We start from the raw sequence: 16,103 nt of genomic DNA on the forward strand, positions 1-16,103 counted from the left end.
CAGCGCAGTCCCCGTTCAGCGCAGTCTTCTTTTAGCGCAGTCCGCCCTCAGCGCAGTCCCGCTTCAGCGCAACCCAAGCCCGCGAGCGATGATCCCCCGCAAGATCTCCCGAGTGCCGCCCTGGATCGAAAACCGCGGCGCATTCATCGTCGACCTGGCGATCATCGCCACATACGTCTCCACCGCCTCCAGCTCCGGCTCGACCGGAAACAACTGGCGCGCCACCACCGGAATGTCCTGCTCGTAGCGAGTCCCCAGATCCTTCACCACCGCCGACTCGGTATTAGGCTGCATCCCCTCCTGCAGCATCCCCGCGATCGACAGCGACATGCCGCGCAGCGTCACCAGTTGCGCGATCAGCTTGCCCAACGCTGCCGCGGTCGCCTTGTCCGGCGACGGCCCGGCCATGCGCACCATCTCGCGCAGCATCTGGAACAGCACCAGGAAGCGGTCCGGCGCGCTGCGCTCGAATGCCAGCTCGCTGGTCACCTGGTTCCAGCCATTGCCTTCCTGCCCCAAAAGTCGATTCTTCGGAACAACGACATCGGTCAGGAAAATCTCGTTGAAATGGTGCTCGCCCAGCAGGTTGCGCACCGGCCTGATCTCGATCCCCGGCAACTTCAGATCCAGCAGGAACTGCGTCGCCCCAGCGTGCCGGTCCGGCTCCTCCTTCCCGTCCCCCGCCATCTTGCAGAACAGGATCGCATAGTCCGCTCGATGAGCATTCGACGTCCACAGCTTGCTGCCGTTGATCTTGTAGCCGCCATCGACCTTCACCGCCCGCGTCCGCGTCCCCGCCAGGTCGGACCCCGAGTTCGGCTCGCTCATGCCGATACAGAACGTCAGCTCCCCGGCGGCAATCTTCGGACAGAAGAACTGCTTTTGCTCATCGGTACCGAAACGAATAATGTTCGGCCCGCTCTGCCGGTCGCCGGTATAATGCGCCCCCAGCGGAGCCCCCGCCGCCAGCATCTCCTCGATCAGCACATAGCGCTCGAACGCGCTGCGCTCACCCCCGCCATATCGTTTCGGCCAAGTCATGCCGATCCAGCCCTTGCGACCCATCGCTCGGCTGAACTCGCGGTTGAAGTCACCGCGCGGAAACTTCATCAGCTCCTGATGCTGCCCCAGGAATTCCCGCACCTCCGCGCGCATCGCCAACGCCTCCGGCGGCAATTCCACGGGATCGAAACGAAACATTGGAGCCGCCATCACCCCTCCCCTACCAGTCCGTGTTGAAGCCGGCGAAGGTGTGCGGAATGCGCTGGATATCGCGCACCAGTTCCGCCGCCAGTCCCGGCGCGATCCCCGCCGGAAAACGAATATCGATCGAATCCGCCACCCCGCCAAACCGCCGCTCGATCACCGCCGCAAGCTCATCATAAGTGCCGCACGCAGCGAAAATCCGCACCGCGTCGTCCGGCACCTCGGCGGCCATCCGGTCCCACTGCCCCGCCACCGACATGCGGTGCAGCCGAGCCCCCAATTCCTCCAGCCCATGCATCGCCAGGATCGGCAGATAGGTCCGCGTCGACCCATAAAACCCGATACGCCGCCTGGCCTTTTCCATCTCCGCCGCAACCGTCGCCTGATCCGGCCCGGTGCACACGAAACCGCCGCCATGCACATCGAAATTCAACCGAGACCGACCGCTGCGCCGCATCCCCTCCACCATCTGCGGCAGGCACACCTGCTCCAGATACGCCCGCGAGCAAAGCGGATGCAGCCGCACCCCATCACCCACCTGCCCGGCGACCCGCAACATCGCCTCCCCCACCGCCGCCACCGTCACCGGCACCATCGCCAGCCCGGTCGGTTCGGGCGAAAAATCCGGAGTCATCAGTGAAAGCCGATAATGCGGGCTGTCGAAATCCAGCCGCCCCCGCGTCTCCCACGCCCGCCACACCGCCCGCAGCGCGCCGACATAATCCCGCATCCGCGGCGCCGGCGCGGTCCAGCCAATGCCGAACCGCCGCTCGTTGTGCCCCTTCACCTGGCTGCCCAGCCCCAGCACCAAACGGCCGCCGGAATTGGCGTGGATATCCCACGCCTGCTGCGCCAGCACCGTCGGACTGCGCGGAAACGCCACCACCACCGAGGGCGTCAGTTCCGCCCGCCGCGTCGCCAGCGCCGCCACAGCCAGCGGAGCCAGCGGGTCATGCCCCAGCTCAACCGTCATCAGCGCATCGAACCCAGCCGCCTCGGCCGCCACCGCCGCCGGAGCCACCTCATGCCAATGACGCTGCGGCATGGCAGTAAAAACCCGCATCAGCCCCGAACCAGCCGGCGCTCGACAAACCCCAGCCGGTCCTGCCCCCAGAAAATCTCCTCCCCGATCACATAGCTCGGAGCCCCAAACACGCCCCGCTTCAGCGCCGCCTCGGTATCGGCAATCCGCCGTTCCGCCCAGCGCGGGTCCCGGCCTAGTTTCAGCACCTGGTCCGCGTCCAGCCCCACATCGCCGATCAAACCCGCCAGAGTGGCACCATCGCCGGCGTCCTTATCCTCTTGCCAGACCGCCTTCAGCACCCGGTGCGCCAGCTTGATCGCCGGCGCATCCCCCATCGTCTCGCGCACCCCGATCACGCAAGGCGCGGAAAGCTGCTCGCTACAGGGAAAGAACTTCGGCTCGACCTGGATCGGCATCCCCAGCCGATCCCGCCACCGCGCCAGTTCCACCAGCCGATAGGCCTGCCGCTGCGCCGATCGCTTCGGCAGCGGCAACCCACCCGACGCCGCGAAGATCGCCCCGAAATCCACCGGATAGACCCGCATCGTCGCATCGGCGGCCATCGCCATCGCCTCGATCCGCGCCGCCCCCAGATGCGTCCAAGGCGAATTCAGCGAAACATAGTAATCGATGTGCAACGCCATCCGCTTCCTCCAACCATTTGCCGCCAATCCTGATCGCCGCCGCCGATCCGCACAAGCCAACCCAATCACCACGCAGCAGAACCGCAAAGCAGAACCGCCCAGCGGAACCGCTCGACGGAACCGCCAGCGGAACCGTTCAACGGAACCGCCCTGCAGAACCGCTCAACGGAACCGCCAGGGGAATCGCCCTGCAAAACCGCCCAGCGGAAGCCCGGCAGCGGTACCGCAAAGCAGAAACCTCTTATCGCCATGTCCGCCGCGCCGCCGATGATCAGCCCCATCCGCGTTCATCCGCGTTCACCCACGTGCTTCTGTGTTAAAACCCTTCTCACCGCCAGCGCTCGAACCGCTCTCAGAACTTTCCCACCCCCCGCCGACGCGCCACAACCAACCACGGATGCACGCGGATAAACGTAGATCGGCGAACCACGAACCCAGTCGCTTGACCGCCCAACCCGGAGCACACCGCATGAAGTGGACCATAGGCGAAGTCACCGTCACGAAAATCGTCGAACTGGAAATGACCGGCGGCTCCCGCTTCCTGCTGCCCCAGGCGACGCCCGAGGCAGTACTGCCGATCACCTGGCTACAACCCCATTTCGCCGACGCCACCGGCCGGCTGCGTCTCAGCATCCACAGCTTCGTGGTCGAAACCCCCACCCGCCGCATCATCGTCGACACCTGCCTCGGCAACGACAAGCAGGGCCGCCGCATCCCGCACTGGAACGACCGCGACGGCCCGTTCCTCGCCGACCTGACCGCCGCCGGCTTCCCGCCGGACTCGATCGACACCGTGCTCTGCACCCATCTGCACGTCGATCACGTCGGCTGGAACACCAGACAAGTGGACGGCAAGTGGGTGCCCACCTTCCCGCGCGCCCAATACCTGATGGGCCGCGCCGAATACGAGCACTGGCAAAGCGTGCAAGACCGTCCCGACATGGCCACCATCTTCGCCGATTCCGTCACCCCGATCATCGACGCCGGCCTCGCCACTATGGTCGAGACCAACGCCCGCATCTGCAATGAGATCACCCTGGTCCCGACCCTCGGCCACACCCCCGGCCACGTCAGCGTCATGATCCAGTCGAACGGCGAGCAAGCCCTGATCACCGGCGACTTCATGCACCACCCCTGCCAGATCGCCCGCCCGGAATGGAGCACGCTGGCCGACAGCGACCCCGAACAAGGCATCGAGACCCGCCATCGCATGTTCCGCCGCCTCGCCGGCACCCCGGTGCTGATCATCGGCACCCATTTCGCCGGCGTCACAGCCGGCCGCCTGGTCGCCGACGGCAGCAGCTACCGGCTGGATGTGTGACGGCCGCGCGAGGCGTCGAACCTGGCGTCAGACCGAACTCAACCCGGCGGAGGGTCGACGACGGGATCCCGACAAGCAATTCCCATCGGCCGAAAATCGGCCAGATTGAACGTCAGCACCTCCAGCCCATGCACCTTGCCGGTCGCGCCGATCCAGGCATCCGCGATGTCGGGCTCGATCCCCCCGGCCCGAGCCGTCGCCAGCAGCAGTCCCGCCTCAAGCGCAACGGCGGAATCGACCGGCAGGATGCGCCCGGCGTGATGCCGGATAATCTGATCCAGCCATCCGACAAGACGCGCCGCCCGCGCCGTCGCCCTTTTGTGCCGCAGCCACGCCACACCATAGGCGACCTCGGTCAGCGTCACCGTGCTCAGATAGCACTCGTCGCCCTTGCGCCGAAACCACTCCACCAGTCCCCTATTCGGGCCGGCCTTGTCGGGGTTCAAGTCGGAAACAACATTGGTATCGAGCAGGTACACCGGCTTATTCAAACACCGCCCGGCGACGCGCGGACGCCTGCTTGCGCGGCGGACGATCCACGCTGGTCAACGGCGATTCCGCCAGCAGCGCCCCAAACGACGCAACCTCACCCGCACGCCGATTCCATTCTATCTCCGAAACTACAATCACCGCGTCCTTGCCATGACGCGTAATCCGCTGCGGACCGCCCTGGATCGCACCATCGACAACATCCCGAAGATGACTACGGGCCTCCTGCAGCGGCCATGTGCGCATCGGATCCACCATTCCTGTAAGGTTCGTACAGACTTTACCAATCTATCGCGCGCGGCGCAATGTCGAACCACCCGCGACATCGCAAGCAACCGACCCAACCCAACCCCCGTCGCCGCCACGCGTTGAACCCAAAGCCAAACCCGCTCACACTGCCTCCCGAAACGCACTTCCGGAACCACCCCATGACCCACCTCAACAGCGGCATCTTCCTAGCCCCCTTCCACGACCTGGCCGAAAACCCCGTCCTCGCCCTGGAACGCGACTTCGAACTGCTGCAGCACCTCGACGCACTGAACTACACCGAGGCCTGGATCGGCGAGCACCATTCCGGCGGCTTCGAGATCGTCGCCAGCCCCGAGGTCTTCATCGCCGCCGCCGCCGAACGCACCAAACACATCCGCCTCGGCACCGGCGTGGTCTCGCTGCCCTACCACAACCCGTTCATCGTCGCCGACCGTATGGTCCAGCTCGACTACCAGACCCGCGGCCGCGCCATGCTGGGCGTCGGCCCCGGATCGCTGGTGCACGACGCAGTCAAGATCGGCATCGATCCCGCCGACCAGCGCCGCATGATGAACGAATCGCTCGACGTCATCGTCGACCTGCTGCGCGGCGAAAGCGTCACCCGCAAGACCGACTGGTTCGACCTGCACGACGCCCGCCTGCAACTGCCGCCCTACACCCGCCCGCGCATGGAGATGGCGGTCGCCGCCGCCCGCTCCCCCGCCGGTGCCCTCGCCGCCGGCCGCCACGGCATCGGCATGCTGTCGATCGGCGGCACCAGCGACGACGCCCTGAAGCACCACGCCAGCAACTGGGACCTCTACGCCAAGACCGCCCGCGAAAACGGCCACCAGCCTGATCGCCGCAACTGGCGCCTGGTCACCCTGATGCACATCGCCGAAACCCGCGAACAGGCGAGGGCAAACGTCAAGCACGGCCTGGATCGGTTCTGCGACTACTTCCGCGACGTCGCCACCTTCCCGATCGTTCCAAATGAAATCACCGACCGCTACCAATTCATGGTCGAAAGCGGATCGGCCTGCATCGGCACCCCCGACGACGCCATCGCCTTCATCGAGCGCCTGCTGCAAGGCTCCGGCGGCTTCGGCGTGATCATGGAACTGGCGCAGAACTGGGCCGACTGGGCGCAAACCAAGCGCCACTACGAACTGATGGCGCGCTACGTCCACCCGCACTTCCAATCCTCCCGCGAGTGGCGCACCGACAGCTACAGCTTCGCCCGCGACCACCACGACGACTTCATCGGCCAATCCAGCGCCGCGGTGCAGGCCGAAATCGACCGCCAAGCCAAGAAACCCCGCGCCGCGGAGTAATCCATTTACGGCACGACCGCGCGGCCCTGCCGGTCGTGTCGATCGGCCGCAGCGACCCCTCGATCCGGATCGGGCCAAAGACAATCCTATACTGATCTTCGTGTCTTCGTGTCTTCGTGTTGATGGCATTCGCCGCCACGACCGGACCCAGAACAGAGCGCACTTTATCCGGCACTTGGCATCCGTGCCGCTCGTAGGTCCGCACCAACACAAAGACACTAAGACACGAAGTTCACGGCGCCTCTGCAATTCGGCGGGCGGCCACCTGCTCCTGCGTAGCCTCCTCAACCCGGCAGGCCCTACCGCACGTAAACGCGAACCTGGTCAGCCGCCAGCGCCGGATCGGTGCGCAGCGCCAAATGGATCCGGCTCGACGGCACCTGGTCGCGCATGATCTGGCGCATCACCCCAAGCGCCCGCTGCTGCCCAGCCGGCAACTCACCCGTGTCCTTCATCACCGACACCACGTCATACTGCACGTCGGCATCGCGCATCTCCGCCGCGCGCACCGCGTAACTCAGCAGCTCGGCATAGTTCGGCGACGCCGCGGTATAGTCGATCGTCACTAGCGGCGCCCGCGCGTCCAGCACCACCGGCGCCGGCGCCGGAGCCGGCTGCGCCTGAGCCTCCGGCGACGGCGCAAACGTCCGCTGGTCGATCAGCGTGCAGCCGGTGAAGCTCAGCAGCGCCACGGCAACCGACATCAGCCGCATCACTGGCGATACTCCGGCGCGTCGCGATCCAGTTGCCGCTTGATACTGGCCAGATGCAGCGCAGCCGAATCCCGTCCCCCCTCATGGCGCATCTGTTCGGCGGTCGCCTCGACGATATGGCGCGGCACCGGAACCACCTTCCGTCCGGTCGATTGCGCCAGAACCTGCACCTCGCAAGCCCGCTCCAGGTAGTACAGATCGTCCCAAGCCTTGGCGATGCTCGGCCCCAGCACCAGCACACCGTGGTGCTTCATGAACACGATGTCGGCGTCCCCGACACTGGCGGCGATCCGGTCGCCCTCCGACTCGTCCAGCGCCAGCCCGTTGTAATCCGCATCCAGCACCGTCCGGCCATAGAACTTCAGCGCGCTCTGCCCGGCCCAGATCAGCGGCTCGCCCTCCGTCATGCACAGCGCCGTCGCGTTCGGCATATGCGTATGGAACGCCGCCCGAGCGCGCGGCAGCCGCGCGTGCAACCGAGCATGGATGAAGAACGCGGTGTCCTCCGGCACCCCGTCGCCGGCCACCACGTGGCGATGGAAATCGCAGATCAGCAGCCGTGACGCGGTCATCTCGGAGAACGCCCAGCCGTCCGGATTGACCAGGAACAGATCGTCCCGCCCCGGCACCATGAACGACAAATGGTTGCAGATGCCCTCGTGCAGCCCGCGCGCCGCCGCCGCCCGAAAACACGCCGCCAGATCGACACGCGCCTGCCACACCTCGGCGCCGTCAAGCGCGCTGTTGCGCATAATCGAAGCACTGGGGATCGATGCACTGTTCATGACCCGCAGGCTTGCAGGAAGCCGCCCGCTGGGCAAGATGCCGCCGCATGGAACAGCCCCGCACCAACCAACCGATCGACGCCAAGCGCCTGTGGGACAGCCTGATGGGCTTCGCCGAGATCGGCGCCACCGCCAAGGGCGGCGTCCGCCGCCTGACCCTGACCGACACCGACAAGCGCGGCCGCGACCGCTTCCGCGCCGAGTGCGAACAGCTCGGCCTCACCGTCCGGATCGACGCCATCGGCAACATGTTCGCCCGCCGCCCCGGCCGCGATCCCAGCCGCGCCCCGGTGCTGTTCGGCAGCCACCTCGACAGCCAGCCCAGCGGCGGCAAGTTCGACGGCGCGCTCGGCGTGCTGGCCGGCCTCGAGGTCATGCGCAGCCTCAACGACCTGGGCATCGTCACCGAAGCCCCGCTGGAACTGATCAACTGGACCGACGAGGAAGGCAGCCGGTTCGGCCACAGCCTGATGGGCTCCGGCGTCTGGGCCGGCGTGTTCGGCCTCGACAAAGCCTACGCCCTGACCGACACCGAGGGCACCTCGGTCGCCACCGCGCTCGACGCCATCGGCTACCGCGGCGACCAGCCCGCAACGCCGTTCAACGCCGACGCCTACTTCGAACTGCACATCGAACAAGGCCCGATCCTGGAACGCGAGGACCGCCGCATCGGCATCGTCACCGGCGCCCAGTCACAAGTCTGGTACGATATCATTACGACAGGCCAGGACAGTCACGCCGGCACCACGCCCCCCTCCACCCGCAAGGACGCACTGGTCTGCGCCGCCCGTATCATCGACCTGGTGGACCGCATGATGCGCGCCCGCGGCGACGACGGCCGCGGCACCGTCGGCCAACTCCTGGTCTCGCCCAACAGCCGCAACGTGGTCCCCGGCGAGGTCCGCTTCTCCGCCGAATTCCGCCACCCCTCGGATGCCGAAGTCGATGCCCTCGACCGCGAATTCCGCCCCGCCGCGCAAGCCATCGCAGATGCCAGCGGGATCACGCTGGACCTCACCACCCTGTTCCGCATCCCGGCCCAGCCGTTCGATGCCGGCTGCGTCGACCTGGTCCGCCAGGCCGCCGCCCGCCTCGCCTACAGCAGCCGCGAGATCGTCTCCGGCGCCGGCCACGACGCGGTCTATGTCGCCCGCCACGTCCCCACCGCGATGATCTTCACCCCGTGCAAGGACGGCCTGTCGCACAACGAGGCCGAAAGCATCGAACCCGAACAAGCCCAAGCCGGCTGCCAGGTGCTGTTCGAGGCGGTGCTGGCACGCGCCAATCGGACGTTGTGAAGTCTCCAAAGCGGACCGCAAAGGAAGTAATTGTCCCGCATGATACGATTGACCAAACATGCGACCGAGGCGATGCGGGTCAGGACCATCCCGATCGAATGGGTCGAGCAAACGCTGACACAACCGGATTGGACAACTGCCGATCCACGCCATTCGGACAAAACGCGGGCCTTTAAATAAGGCCATCGCGGCATTCGGTGGCCGCGTTTTGCGTGTTGTTTTTCGTCGTGATGGGGCAGATATGGTTGTAATCACAATTCACCCGGACAGGGATGCCAGGCGATGATGCGCACAAGCTATGATCCGGAAGCGGATGCGATGTTTGTCTGGTTCGCCCCCGAAGGCACCAAATCCGTCAGCACGATCGAGGCCGCTCCGGGCATCATGCTGGACCATGACGCCGAGGGAAACGTCATCGGCATCGAAGTACTCGGTGTGCGAGAGCGGGTCAGCGAACACCGAGGCAAAGCCGCCTGAACGGATTTCCCAAGGCATTCAAACCGGCAACGGAAGCCGCTCCAGATAGCGTCGCCAGCACCCGCACCACCGCATTGTAGAACCCGATCGCCAGCGTCGGATCCACGATCCGTTCATCATCAAGTCGCGTTGTCTTACATCCCCCGCCACTTGGCGTGCGCCTTGCTTGGCATGTCCCCTGATCGGTTTGGACTGAGGGAGACAGTGCAGTGGCAGCGGCGGCGGAAATCACCCACCGGGCCTCGCGCGTCAGCAAACCCGTCTCGCCGGCCCGGATATCCGCTTGACCCAACCCCCGACCAACCCATCCAGCACCCGTCCCGCTCCGTTGCTGCAACTCAAAGCCATCCACAAAAGCTTCGGCGGAACCCAAGCGCTGTGCGACGTGTCGCTCTCGCTGCAACCCGGCGAAGTGCTCGCCCTGCTCGGCGAGAACGGCGCCGGCAAGTCCACCGTGATCAAGATCCTGGCCGGCGTGCATACCCTCGACCACGGCGAGATCCGGTTCGACGGACACAACGTTCGCGCCACCATGGCCGATTTGCCGATCGCCTTCGTCCATCAGGACCTCGGCCTGATCGAATGGATGACGGTGCTGGAGAATGTCTGCCTGACCCGCGGTTTCGCCCGCTCCGCCGGGCTGATCTCATGGCGCGCCTCCCGCGCCGCCACCGTCGCCGCGCTGGCCGTGCTGGGCGTCGAGATCGACCCCGACACCCGGGTCCGCGACCTCGGCCGCACCGAACGCTCCCTGGTCGCCATTGCCCGGGCTTTGAGCACCGATGCACGCATCGTGGTCATGGACGAGCCGACCGCCTCGCTGCCCGCCGATGAGGTCGCCCGCCTGTTCGCCGCCGTGCGCCTGCTACGGGCAAGCGGTGTCAGCGTGATCTACGTCTCGCATCGCCTGGAAGAGATCTTCCAGATCGCCGATCGCGTCGTCGTGCTGCGCGACGGCCGCGTCGTCGGCGACGGCGCCGTCACCGGCCTCACCCCCGAGTCACTGATCCACATGATCGTCGGCCGCAGCACCGGCGCCACCGCCCGCATCCAGGGCCAGCCCAACGCGCCCGAGGCACTGGCAATGCAGCAGGCCATGATCGGCGAGGTCGGCCCGCTGAGCTTCAGCCTGAGGGCCGGCGAAATTCTGGCCCTGACAGGATTGCGCGGCGCCGGCCAGGAAGCGGTCGGCCGCGCCCTGTTCGGCCTGCTGCCGCTGGACGCCGGCGCAATCCGCCTCGGCGGCCGCGAAACCCAAATCCCCGAACCGGCAGCGGCAATCCGCCAGGGCCTGCGCTACGTCAGCGCTGACCGCGACGGCGAGTCGGTGGTGCAAGGCTTCTCGGTAGCGGAAAACCTGTTCCTCAATCCGCGCGCCGCCGGCCGAACCCTGCTGGGCCGCATCCGCCACCGCAACGAAAACGCCGAGGCCAGGCGCATCGGCAGCTTCCTCAGACTCAGCCCCAACGATCCCGCCGCCCAGATCGAGGCGCTCTCAGGCGGCAACAAACAAAAAGTCGTGCTCGGTCGCTGGCTGCACCTGCGCGGCCAGATACTGATCCTGGAAGACCCCACCGCCGGCGTCGATGTCGGCGCCAAGGAAGGCATCTACCGCCTGCTGCACGACGCCGTCGCCGACGGCCTCGCCGTTCTCCTGATCGCCACCGACTTCGCCGAGGTCGCCGCATTGTGCCGCCGCGCCCTGGTGTTCAGCCGCGGCCGCATCGTGCGTGAACTGGCCGACGAAGCGCTGACCGCCGGATCGGTCCTGGCCGCCGCCTCGATGACCGGCGTCGCATGACCACCGGCACCGCATGACAATGGCATCGCATGACCACCGGCACCGCATGACAATGGCACCGCATGACCACCGGCATCGCATGACGATCCCGCGCCACGCCCAACGCCCCCAGCCCCAACCAGCGCAAGGAGAGCCATGCAGTCGCTGAAATCCAACGCGCTGGAACCCACCGCCGCCGAGCTAGCGCTGCTGCCGATCGGCCAGCGCGTCGCCAAGCTGCTTCCGGTCTACGGCCTGCCGGTACTCGCGGTCGCACTGATCGTACTGTTCTCGCTGCTGTTTCCCGACACCTTCCCGACGGCGGCCAACTTCAGCGCCATCATCGACAACAAGGCGGTGATCGCGCTGCTGTCGCTGGCGGTGCTGTGTCCGATGATCACCGGCAAGATCGACCTCACGATCGGCTACGGCATCGTGCTCTGGCACATCATGGCGATCAGCCTGCAGGTCCGCTTCGGCGTCCCCTGGGCAGCCGCGGTGGCGATCGTGCTGCTGGCAGGGATCGGCCTCGGGCTGCTCAACGGGCTGCTAGTCGAGATCGCGATGATCGACTCGTTCATCGCCACCCTCGGCGTCGGCACCGTGCTCTATGCCATCGCGCTCTGGCACACCGGCGGACAGCAGATCGTCGGTGACCTGTCACCTTCGTTCACCGCCATCGACACCCAATTCGTCGGCCCCCTGCCGATCACCGCGCTCTATATCGTCGGCCTCGGCCTGGTCCAATGGCTGGTGTTCGAACACACTCCGTTCGGCCGAGCGCTGTACGCCATCGGTGCCAATCCGCGCGCCGCGCTGCTCAACGGGATTCCGGTTCGCCGCTACGTCATCCTCGGTTTCGTGGCCTCCGGCCTGCTCACCGCGGCGGCCGGCGTGGTGCTGGCGGCCAAGCTGCAGATCGGCCAGGCCAGCGTCGGGCTGGACTATCTGCTGCCGGCCCTGGTGGGGGTCTTCCTCGGCTCGACCACCATCAAACCCGGACGCGTCAATGTCTGGGGCACCCTGGTTGCGGTCGTCGTCCTGGCGGTGGGGATTTCCGGCATCCAGGAGTTCGGCGCCGACTTCTACGTGGAACCGCTGTTCAACGGCGCGACCCTGCTGGTCTCCATCGCGATCGCCGGCTACGCGCAACGCCGATCCAAATCGGCAACCGGGAAACCGGCCGGTCCCAGGCGACCGACGGTGGACATGGTTGCAACCGTAACTGTAAATGGAGATGAAACTTGACCGCTAGTATGCGATCGCAGAGAAGCGTAGCGACCACGCTTCGGCGCATGAATCGGATAATCAAACAAAAAGCGACGTATCGCGCTTCACTGCTGCGCGATACTAGACAGACCCTGATCGCGGCAGGCGCCGCCCTGTTGTGCTGCGTCGCGCCGGCGATCGCGGCCGACAAACTGGATGTAGCGACAGCCCAGGCCATCGTCGCCAAGGCCGGCGCCCCATCGCTGCCGTGGGACGGCCCGACCACCGGTCCCAAGGCGCCCGCCGGCAAGAAAGTCATCCTGGTGTCCGGCGATCAGCGCAACGGCGGCTCGCTCGGTGTCAGCCAAGGCGTGACCGAGGCCGCCAAGGTCGTCGGCTGGGACCTGCGCATCCTCGACGGCGCCGGTTCGATCGCCAGCCGCACCGCCGCCTTCGCGCAGGCGATGGCGCTGAAGCCCGACGTCATCATCGCCGACAACGACGATGCCGCCGAACAGAAATCCAGCCTGGCGAAGGCCAAGGCCGCCGGCATCCCAGTGATCGGCTGGCACTCCACCGTCAAGCCCGGCACCGACCCCGACGTGGCGCTGTTCACCAACATCTCGACCGATCCGCTGAACGTCGCCCGGGTCTCCGCCGCGCTCGCGGTGGCGCTGTCGGACGGCAAGGCGAACGTGGTGATCTTCACCGATTCCAGCGGCAAGATCTCCATCCTGAAGTCCGACGCCATGGCCGCCAACATCCGCGCCTGCCCCGGCTGTTCCGTGCTGACCACCATCGACACGCCGCTGGCTGATGTCTCCAACCGCATCCCGCAAATGACCGCCTCGCTGCTGCAGCGCTATGGCGCGAAATGGACCTATTCGCTGGCGATCAACGATGGCTTCTACGACTTCATGGCGCCGTCACTGAAAGCGGCCCGCAAGGCCCCAGGCGACGCGCCGCACAACATCGCCGGCGGCGACGGCAGCATCGCCGCGTTCGAGCGTATCCGCAACGGCAATTACCAGGTCGCAACGGTCGCCGAACCCCTGCACCTGCACGGCTGGCAGGCGATTGACGAGGCCAACCGAGCGCTCGCCGGACAGCCGCCCAGCAACTACGTGGCGCCGACCCATCTGGTGACCAAGGCCGACATCGCATCCGACGGCGGACCCGACAACGTCTATGACCCGTCGAACGGCTATCGCGACGCCTACCGCAAGATCTGGGGCAGGTAAATCGGCAGCGTCCGCGGTTGAATGCTCGACCAGACGGGCCACGATCACGGAGCAGCCCTTAGCCGAAGCCCGCATCAGCCAGACGATCGACGATACAACCCTTGCGCCAGCTCGGACGCCTGAACCGATTCCGCGGGCGAGCATGATGATCGTCCGCGCAAACATCGATAGCTCACGCCACGGAACCTTCACTCCGGCAACGGAAACCGCTCCAGATACGGCATATATTCCGGCTCCACATCGATTTCCAGCGTCGCCAGCACCCGCACCACCGCATTGTAGAACCCGATCGCCAGCGTCAGATCCAGCACCCCCTCATCGCCCAGCTCGGCACGCAACGCAGCGAACGTCGGCGCGTCCATCGCGCCCTCCGCCGTCATCTGGCGTGCCGCCTTCAGCACCAGCTTCGCCACCGGATCAAGCTCGCTCGGCCGCCCCGCGGTATCATCGATCAGCCCCCGGACGTCCTGCTCGCTGACCCCGAAATCGATCCCCAGCTTGACATGATGCGACCACTCGTATGGCGATCGCGCCAACCAGCCGACCTGCAGGATGGCAAGCTCGCGCAACCTGGGATCAAGCTTGCTGCCATGACGGATATAGCCGCCCAAGCCCAGGAACGCCCGCGCCGCCTTCGGCGAATTGACCAGCGCCTTGGCCAGCGCGATCGGACGGGCCAGCAGATCACGGTCCGCCGGCGCAAGGTCGGTTACGTCAAGATAAGGCAAACGAGCCATCGGTTTCCTCCGCTAAACCGCTTCAGGCTATTACCGCTTCGCCCGGCATGAAATCCCGCCGCCGCTACCCAGGGACCATCCGACCATGCTCGCAGTCGCCACCGCCGACGGACATCTTACCATCGGCGCCGAAACGTTCCGCGCGGCGCTGGGGCGCGGCGGCGTGCGCGCCGCCAAGCAGGAAGGCGACGGCGCCACCCCGCTGGCCGCGCTGCCGCTGCGCCAGGTGCTGTATCGCCCCGACCGCGACGCCGCCCCGCTGTCAGCGCTCCCGGTCGAGCCGCTATCGCCGCACGACGGCTGGTGCGACGACCCAACCAACGCCGCCTACAACCGCCGCGTCCGCCTGCCGATCCAGGCCAGCGCCGAACGGCTGTGGCGCGACGACCCACTCTACGACATCATCGGCGTGCTCGGCTGGAACGACGCGCCGGTGCGGCGCGGCCGCGGGTCAGCCATCTTCCTCCACGTCGCTCGCCTGGACTTTGCCCCGACCGAGGGCTGCATCGCCCTCGCGCCGGCTGACCTGCGCCGCGTCCTGGCGCTGGGACTGACCGAGATCCTGGTCAGGACATGACTGGCAAGAAACGATGTGCCGCGGCCTGGCAGCGCAGCGCCAGCCGGCAAGCGGAGAACAACCGCCCATCCTCCGCCATCCGCCCACCGCGGTCGCGCACATCATCCAGGAAGTCGCGGTAATAGGTCAGCGGCCACGCGGCGCAGTCCTGGTAGCGAGTCCGTTGCTTGTCAGTTACGAACATGTGGTCGCCGCCGGGCCGGCCCTCGAGGTCCAGGTTCTTGCGCAGCTCCAGCGTGCCCTCGGTGCCGACCACGAACAGCCGTCCATCGCCCCAGTCCGCCAGCCCCTCGGGGGTGAACCAGTCCAGCCGCAGCGTGCCGGTCATCGCAGCACTGCGCAGGGTGATCTCGGCAAAATCCTCGAACCCGGCCGGAGCGGTACCGAAACAGCCGATGGTGGCCGCCGCGATCGTTGCATCGGAAACTTCGGCGAACGCCAGGAACTGATCGATCGAGTGCAGGCCGATATCGTTGATGATGCCGCCATACGCCTCACGCTCGAAGAACCAGGCTGGGCGCAACGCTCGGTTCAGCCGATGCGGCGCCAGGCTGGTCAGGCTGACCAGCCGCCCCAGCTCCCCCGACCGCGCCACCGCCAGCGCCGCCTGCACCGAGGCCGAGGTCAGCCGCCCCAACGCGATCGAGAAGATCCGTCCGGTCTGCGCCACCGCCGCCTCGACCGCAACAAGCTGATCCGGCGTGGTCACGCCAGGCTTGTCCACCATCACATCCTTGCCGCACCGCATCGCCCGAACCGCCATCCCGGCACGGTCGCGCGGCACCGAACACAGCACGATGAAGTCGATCGAGGGGTCATCCAGCAGCCGATCCCGACCCACCGCCGGAACCTCGGGAAAACGTTTGCGGAACCCCGCCAGCACCCTGGAATCCGAGCTCTCGGGATCATGCCCGACACAGACCGCGCCGGCCGCCAGCAACCCCGCGGTCAGATCGTAAACGTGACGATGATCCAGTCCGACGGCGGCAAAGCGCGGCATCATCAATCCCCGACCCCCG

18 protein-coding genes are annotated in these 16,103 nt (G+C 66.5%); 8 read left to right on the forward strand and 10 right to left on the reverse strand.

Going from position 1 to position 16,103, the window contains the following annotated elements; all coding sequences use genetic code 11:
• Positions 1 to 63 precede the first annotated feature (63 nt).
• From ACQY4T_RS21840 to ACQY4T_RS21855, 4 genes are all read right to left on the reverse strand, one after another.
• The gene (locus ACQY4T_RS21840) at positions 64 to 1,212 is read right to left on the reverse strand and encodes an acyl-CoA dehydrogenase family protein (RefSeq protein ID WP_428534977.1); all 1,149 of its coding nucleotides are present in this window, start codon (positions 1,210 to 1,212) and stop codon (positions 64 to 66) included.
• A gap of 10 nt (positions 1,213 to 1,222) precedes the next feature.
• Entirely contained in the window at positions 1,223 to 2,269 is a 1,047-nt protein-coding gene (locus ACQY4T_RS21845) for a TIGR03617 family F420-dependent LLM class oxidoreductase (RefSeq protein WP_428534979.1), read from the reverse strand.
• Positions 2,269 to 2,874: a 2-hydroxychromene-2-carboxylate isomerase gene (locus tag ACQY4T_RS21850; protein WP_428534981.1), complete on the reverse strand. Its 606-nt coding sequence runs from the start codon at positions 2,872 to 2,874 to the stop codon at positions 2,269 to 2,271. Before ACQY4T_RS21850 ends, ACQY4T_RS21845 begins: the two co-directional genes overlap by 1 nt.
• A 65-nt stretch (positions 2,875 to 2,939) precedes the next feature.
• Positions 2,940 to 3,155 carry a hypothetical protein gene (locus tag ACQY4T_RS21855; protein ID WP_428534983.1) on the reverse strand — a complete coding sequence of 72 codons (216 nt, stop codon included), beginning with the start codon at positions 3,153 to 3,155 and terminating at the stop codon, positions 2,940 to 2,942.
• A gap of 188 nt (positions 3,156 to 3,343) precedes the next feature.
• Between ACQY4T_RS21855 and ACQY4T_RS21860 the strand changes: the two genes are divergently transcribed.
• A complete protein-coding gene (locus tag ACQY4T_RS21860) occupies positions 3,344 to 4,195 on the forward strand; it encodes an MBL fold metallo-hydrolase (protein ID WP_428534985.1) in 852 nt (283 codons plus the stop codon).
• Between the two features lie 38 nt (positions 4,196 to 4,233).
• On the opposite strand, the gene ACQY4T_RS21865 is transcribed toward ACQY4T_RS21860, so the two are convergent.
• Both ACQY4T_RS21865 and ACQY4T_RS21870 read right to left on the reverse strand, forming a co-directional pair.
• On the reverse strand, positions 4,234 to 4,674 hold the full coding sequence (locus ACQY4T_RS21865; protein WP_428534987.1) for a type II toxin-antitoxin system VapC family toxin: 441 nt from the start codon (positions 4,672 to 4,674) through the stop codon (positions 4,234 to 4,236).
• Between the two features lie 4 nt (positions 4,675 to 4,678).
• Positions 4,679 to 4,942 carry a type II toxin-antitoxin system Phd/YefM family antitoxin gene (locus ACQY4T_RS21870; protein WP_428534989.1) on the reverse strand — a complete coding sequence of 88 codons (264 nt, stop codon included), beginning with the start codon at positions 4,940 to 4,942 and terminating at the stop codon, positions 4,679 to 4,681.
• Positions 4,943 to 5,112: 170 nt separating this feature from the next.
• Here ACQY4T_RS21870 and ACQY4T_RS21875 point away from each other — a divergent pair, with 170 nt between their 5' ends.
• Positions 5,113 to 6,267: an LLM class flavin-dependent oxidoreductase gene (locus tag ACQY4T_RS21875; RefSeq protein WP_428534991.1), complete on the forward strand. Its 1,155-nt coding sequence runs from the start codon at positions 5,113 to 5,115 to the stop codon at positions 6,265 to 6,267.
• 299 nt (positions 6,268 to 6,566) lie between these two features.
• Here the strand turns inward: ACQY4T_RS21875 and ACQY4T_RS21880 are convergent, their stop codons facing one another.
• The gene (locus tag ACQY4T_RS21880) at positions 6,567 to 6,980 is read right to left on the reverse strand and encodes a hypothetical protein (protein WP_428534993.1); all 414 of its coding nucleotides are present in this window, start codon (positions 6,978 to 6,980) and stop codon (positions 6,567 to 6,569) included.
• Positions 6,980 to 7,765, reverse strand: a complete 786-nt coding sequence (locus ACQY4T_RS21885) for an aldolase (RefSeq protein WP_428534995.1) — start codon at positions 7,763 to 7,765, stop codon at positions 6,980 to 6,982. Before ACQY4T_RS21885 ends, ACQY4T_RS21880 begins: the two co-directional genes overlap by 1 nt.
• Positions 7,766 to 7,812: 47 nt before the next feature.
• Between ACQY4T_RS21885 and ACQY4T_RS21890 the strand changes: the two genes are divergently transcribed.
• The 5 genes from ACQY4T_RS21890 to ACQY4T_RS21910 all read left to right on the forward strand — a co-directional run bounded on the left by ACQY4T_RS21890 (position 7,813) and on the right by ACQY4T_RS21910 (position 13,770).
• Complete coding sequence (locus ACQY4T_RS21890; protein ID WP_428534997.1) at positions 7,813 to 9,063, forward strand: Zn-dependent hydrolase; 1,251 nt, start codon at positions 7,813 to 7,815, stop codon at positions 9,061 to 9,063.
• A gap of 282 nt (positions 9,064 to 9,345) precedes the next feature.
• A complete protein-coding gene (locus ACQY4T_RS21895; RefSeq protein ID WP_428534999.1) occupies positions 9,346 to 9,540 on the forward strand; it encodes a DUF2283 domain-containing protein in 195 nt (64 codons plus the stop codon).
• Between the two features lie 283 nt (positions 9,541 to 9,823).
• Positions 9,824 to 11,341, forward strand: a complete 1,518-nt coding sequence (locus ACQY4T_RS21900) for a sugar ABC transporter ATP-binding protein (RefSeq protein ID WP_428535001.1) — start codon at positions 9,824 to 9,826, stop codon at positions 11,339 to 11,341.
• A 135-nt stretch (positions 11,342 to 11,476) separates the two neighbouring features.
• Positions 11,477 to 12,568, forward strand: coding sequence for an ABC transporter permease (locus ACQY4T_RS21905; protein WP_428535003.1), 1,092 nt, complete (start codon positions 11,477 to 11,479; stop codon positions 12,566 to 12,568).
• Between the two features lie 47 nt (positions 12,569 to 12,615).
• Positions 12,616 to 13,770, forward strand: a complete 1,155-nt coding sequence (locus ACQY4T_RS21910) for a substrate-binding domain-containing protein (RefSeq protein WP_428535005.1) — start codon at positions 12,616 to 12,618, stop codon at positions 13,768 to 13,770.
• 188 nt (positions 13,771 to 13,958) lie between these two features.
• Here ACQY4T_RS21910 and ACQY4T_RS21915 read toward each other — a convergent pair whose 3' ends face one another.
• Positions 13,959 to 14,507: a carboxymuconolactone decarboxylase family protein gene (locus ACQY4T_RS21915; RefSeq protein WP_428535007.1), complete on the reverse strand. Its 549-nt coding sequence runs from the start codon at positions 14,505 to 14,507 to the stop codon at positions 13,959 to 13,961.
• A gap of 85 nt (positions 14,508 to 14,592) precedes the next feature.
• Here ACQY4T_RS21915 and ACQY4T_RS21920 point away from each other — a divergent pair, with 85 nt between their 5' ends.
• Entirely contained in the window at positions 14,593 to 15,084 is a 492-nt protein-coding gene (locus ACQY4T_RS21920; protein WP_428535009.1) for a L,D-transpeptidase family protein, read from the forward strand.
• Here the strand turns inward: ACQY4T_RS21920 and ACQY4T_RS21925 are convergent.
• Complete coding sequence (locus ACQY4T_RS21925; RefSeq protein WP_428535011.1) at positions 15,074 to 16,084, reverse strand: Gfo/Idh/MocA family protein; 1,011 nt, start codon at positions 16,082 to 16,084, stop codon at positions 15,074 to 15,076. The genes ACQY4T_RS21920 and ACQY4T_RS21925 overlap by 11 nt on opposite strands.
• Positions 16,085 to 16,103: the final 19 nt, after the last annotated feature.

It is taken from the genome of Rhodopila sp. (assembly GCF_965277825.1).
Classification (GTDB): Bacteria; Pseudomonadota; Alphaproteobacteria; order Acetobacterales; family Acetobacteraceae; genus Rhodopila.

What these genes read in the sequence shown, in the direction of transcription:
- ACQY4T_RS21895 (WP_428534999.1), top strand. Translation starts at nt 9,346, where the DNA reads ATGATGCGCACAAGCTATGATCCGGAAGCGGATGCGATGTTTGTCTGG.
- ACQY4T_RS21905 (WP_428535003.1), top strand. Translation starts at nt 11,477, where the DNA reads ATGCAGTCGCTGAAATCCAACGCGCTGGAACCCACCGCCGCCGAGCTA.
- ACQY4T_RS21920 (WP_428535009.1), top strand. Translation starts at nt 14,593, where the DNA reads ATGCTCGCAGTCGCCACCGCCGACGGACATCTTACCATCGGCGCCGAA.
- ACQY4T_RS21845 (WP_428534979.1), bottom strand. Translation starts at nt 2,269, where the DNA reads ATGCGGGTTTTTACTGCCATGCCGCAGCGTCATTGGCATGAGGTGGCT.
- ACQY4T_RS21850 (WP_428534981.1), bottom strand. Translation starts at nt 2,874, where the DNA reads ATGGCGTTGCACATCGATTACTATGTTTCGCTGAATTCGCCTTGGACG.
- ACQY4T_RS21910 (WP_428535005.1), top strand. Translation starts at nt 12,616, where the DNA reads ATGAATCGGATAATCAAACAAAAAGCGACGTATCGCGCTTCACTGCTG.
- ACQY4T_RS21890 (WP_428534997.1), top strand. Translation starts at nt 7,813, where the DNA reads ATGGAACAGCCCCGCACCAACCAACCGATCGACGCCAAGCGCCTGTGG.
- ACQY4T_RS21915 (WP_428535007.1), bottom strand. Translation starts at nt 14,507, where the DNA reads ATGGCTCGTTTGCCTTATCTTGACGTAACCGACCTTGCGCCGGCGGAC.
- ACQY4T_RS21855 (WP_428534983.1), bottom strand. Translation starts at nt 3,155, where the DNA reads ATGGGGCTGATCATCGGCGGCGCGGCGGACATGGCGATAAGAGGTTTC.
- ACQY4T_RS21860 (WP_428534985.1), top strand. Translation starts at nt 3,344, where the DNA reads ATGAAGTGGACCATAGGCGAAGTCACCGTCACGAAAATCGTCGAACTG.
- ACQY4T_RS21870 (WP_428534989.1), bottom strand. Translation starts at nt 4,942, where the DNA reads ATGGTGGATCCGATGCGCACATGGCCGCTGCAGGAGGCCCGTAGTCAT.
- ACQY4T_RS21925 (WP_428535011.1), bottom strand. Translation starts at nt 16,084, where the DNA reads ATGCCGCGCTTTGCCGCCGTCGGACTGGATCATCGTCACGTTTACGAT.
- ACQY4T_RS21840 (WP_428534977.1), bottom strand. Translation starts at nt 1,212, where the DNA reads ATGGCGGCTCCAATGTTTCGTTTCGATCCCGTGGAATTGCCGCCGGAG.
- ACQY4T_RS21885 (WP_428534995.1), bottom strand. Translation starts at nt 7,765, where the DNA reads ATGAACAGTGCATCGATCCCCAGTGCTTCGATTATGCGCAACAGCGCG.
- ACQY4T_RS21880 (WP_428534993.1), bottom strand. Translation starts at nt 6,980, where the DNA reads ATGCGGCTGATGTCGGTTGCCGTGGCGCTGCTGAGCTTCACCGGCTGC.
- ACQY4T_RS21875 (WP_428534991.1), top strand. Translation starts at nt 5,113, where the DNA reads ATGACCCACCTCAACAGCGGCATCTTCCTAGCCCCCTTCCACGACCTG.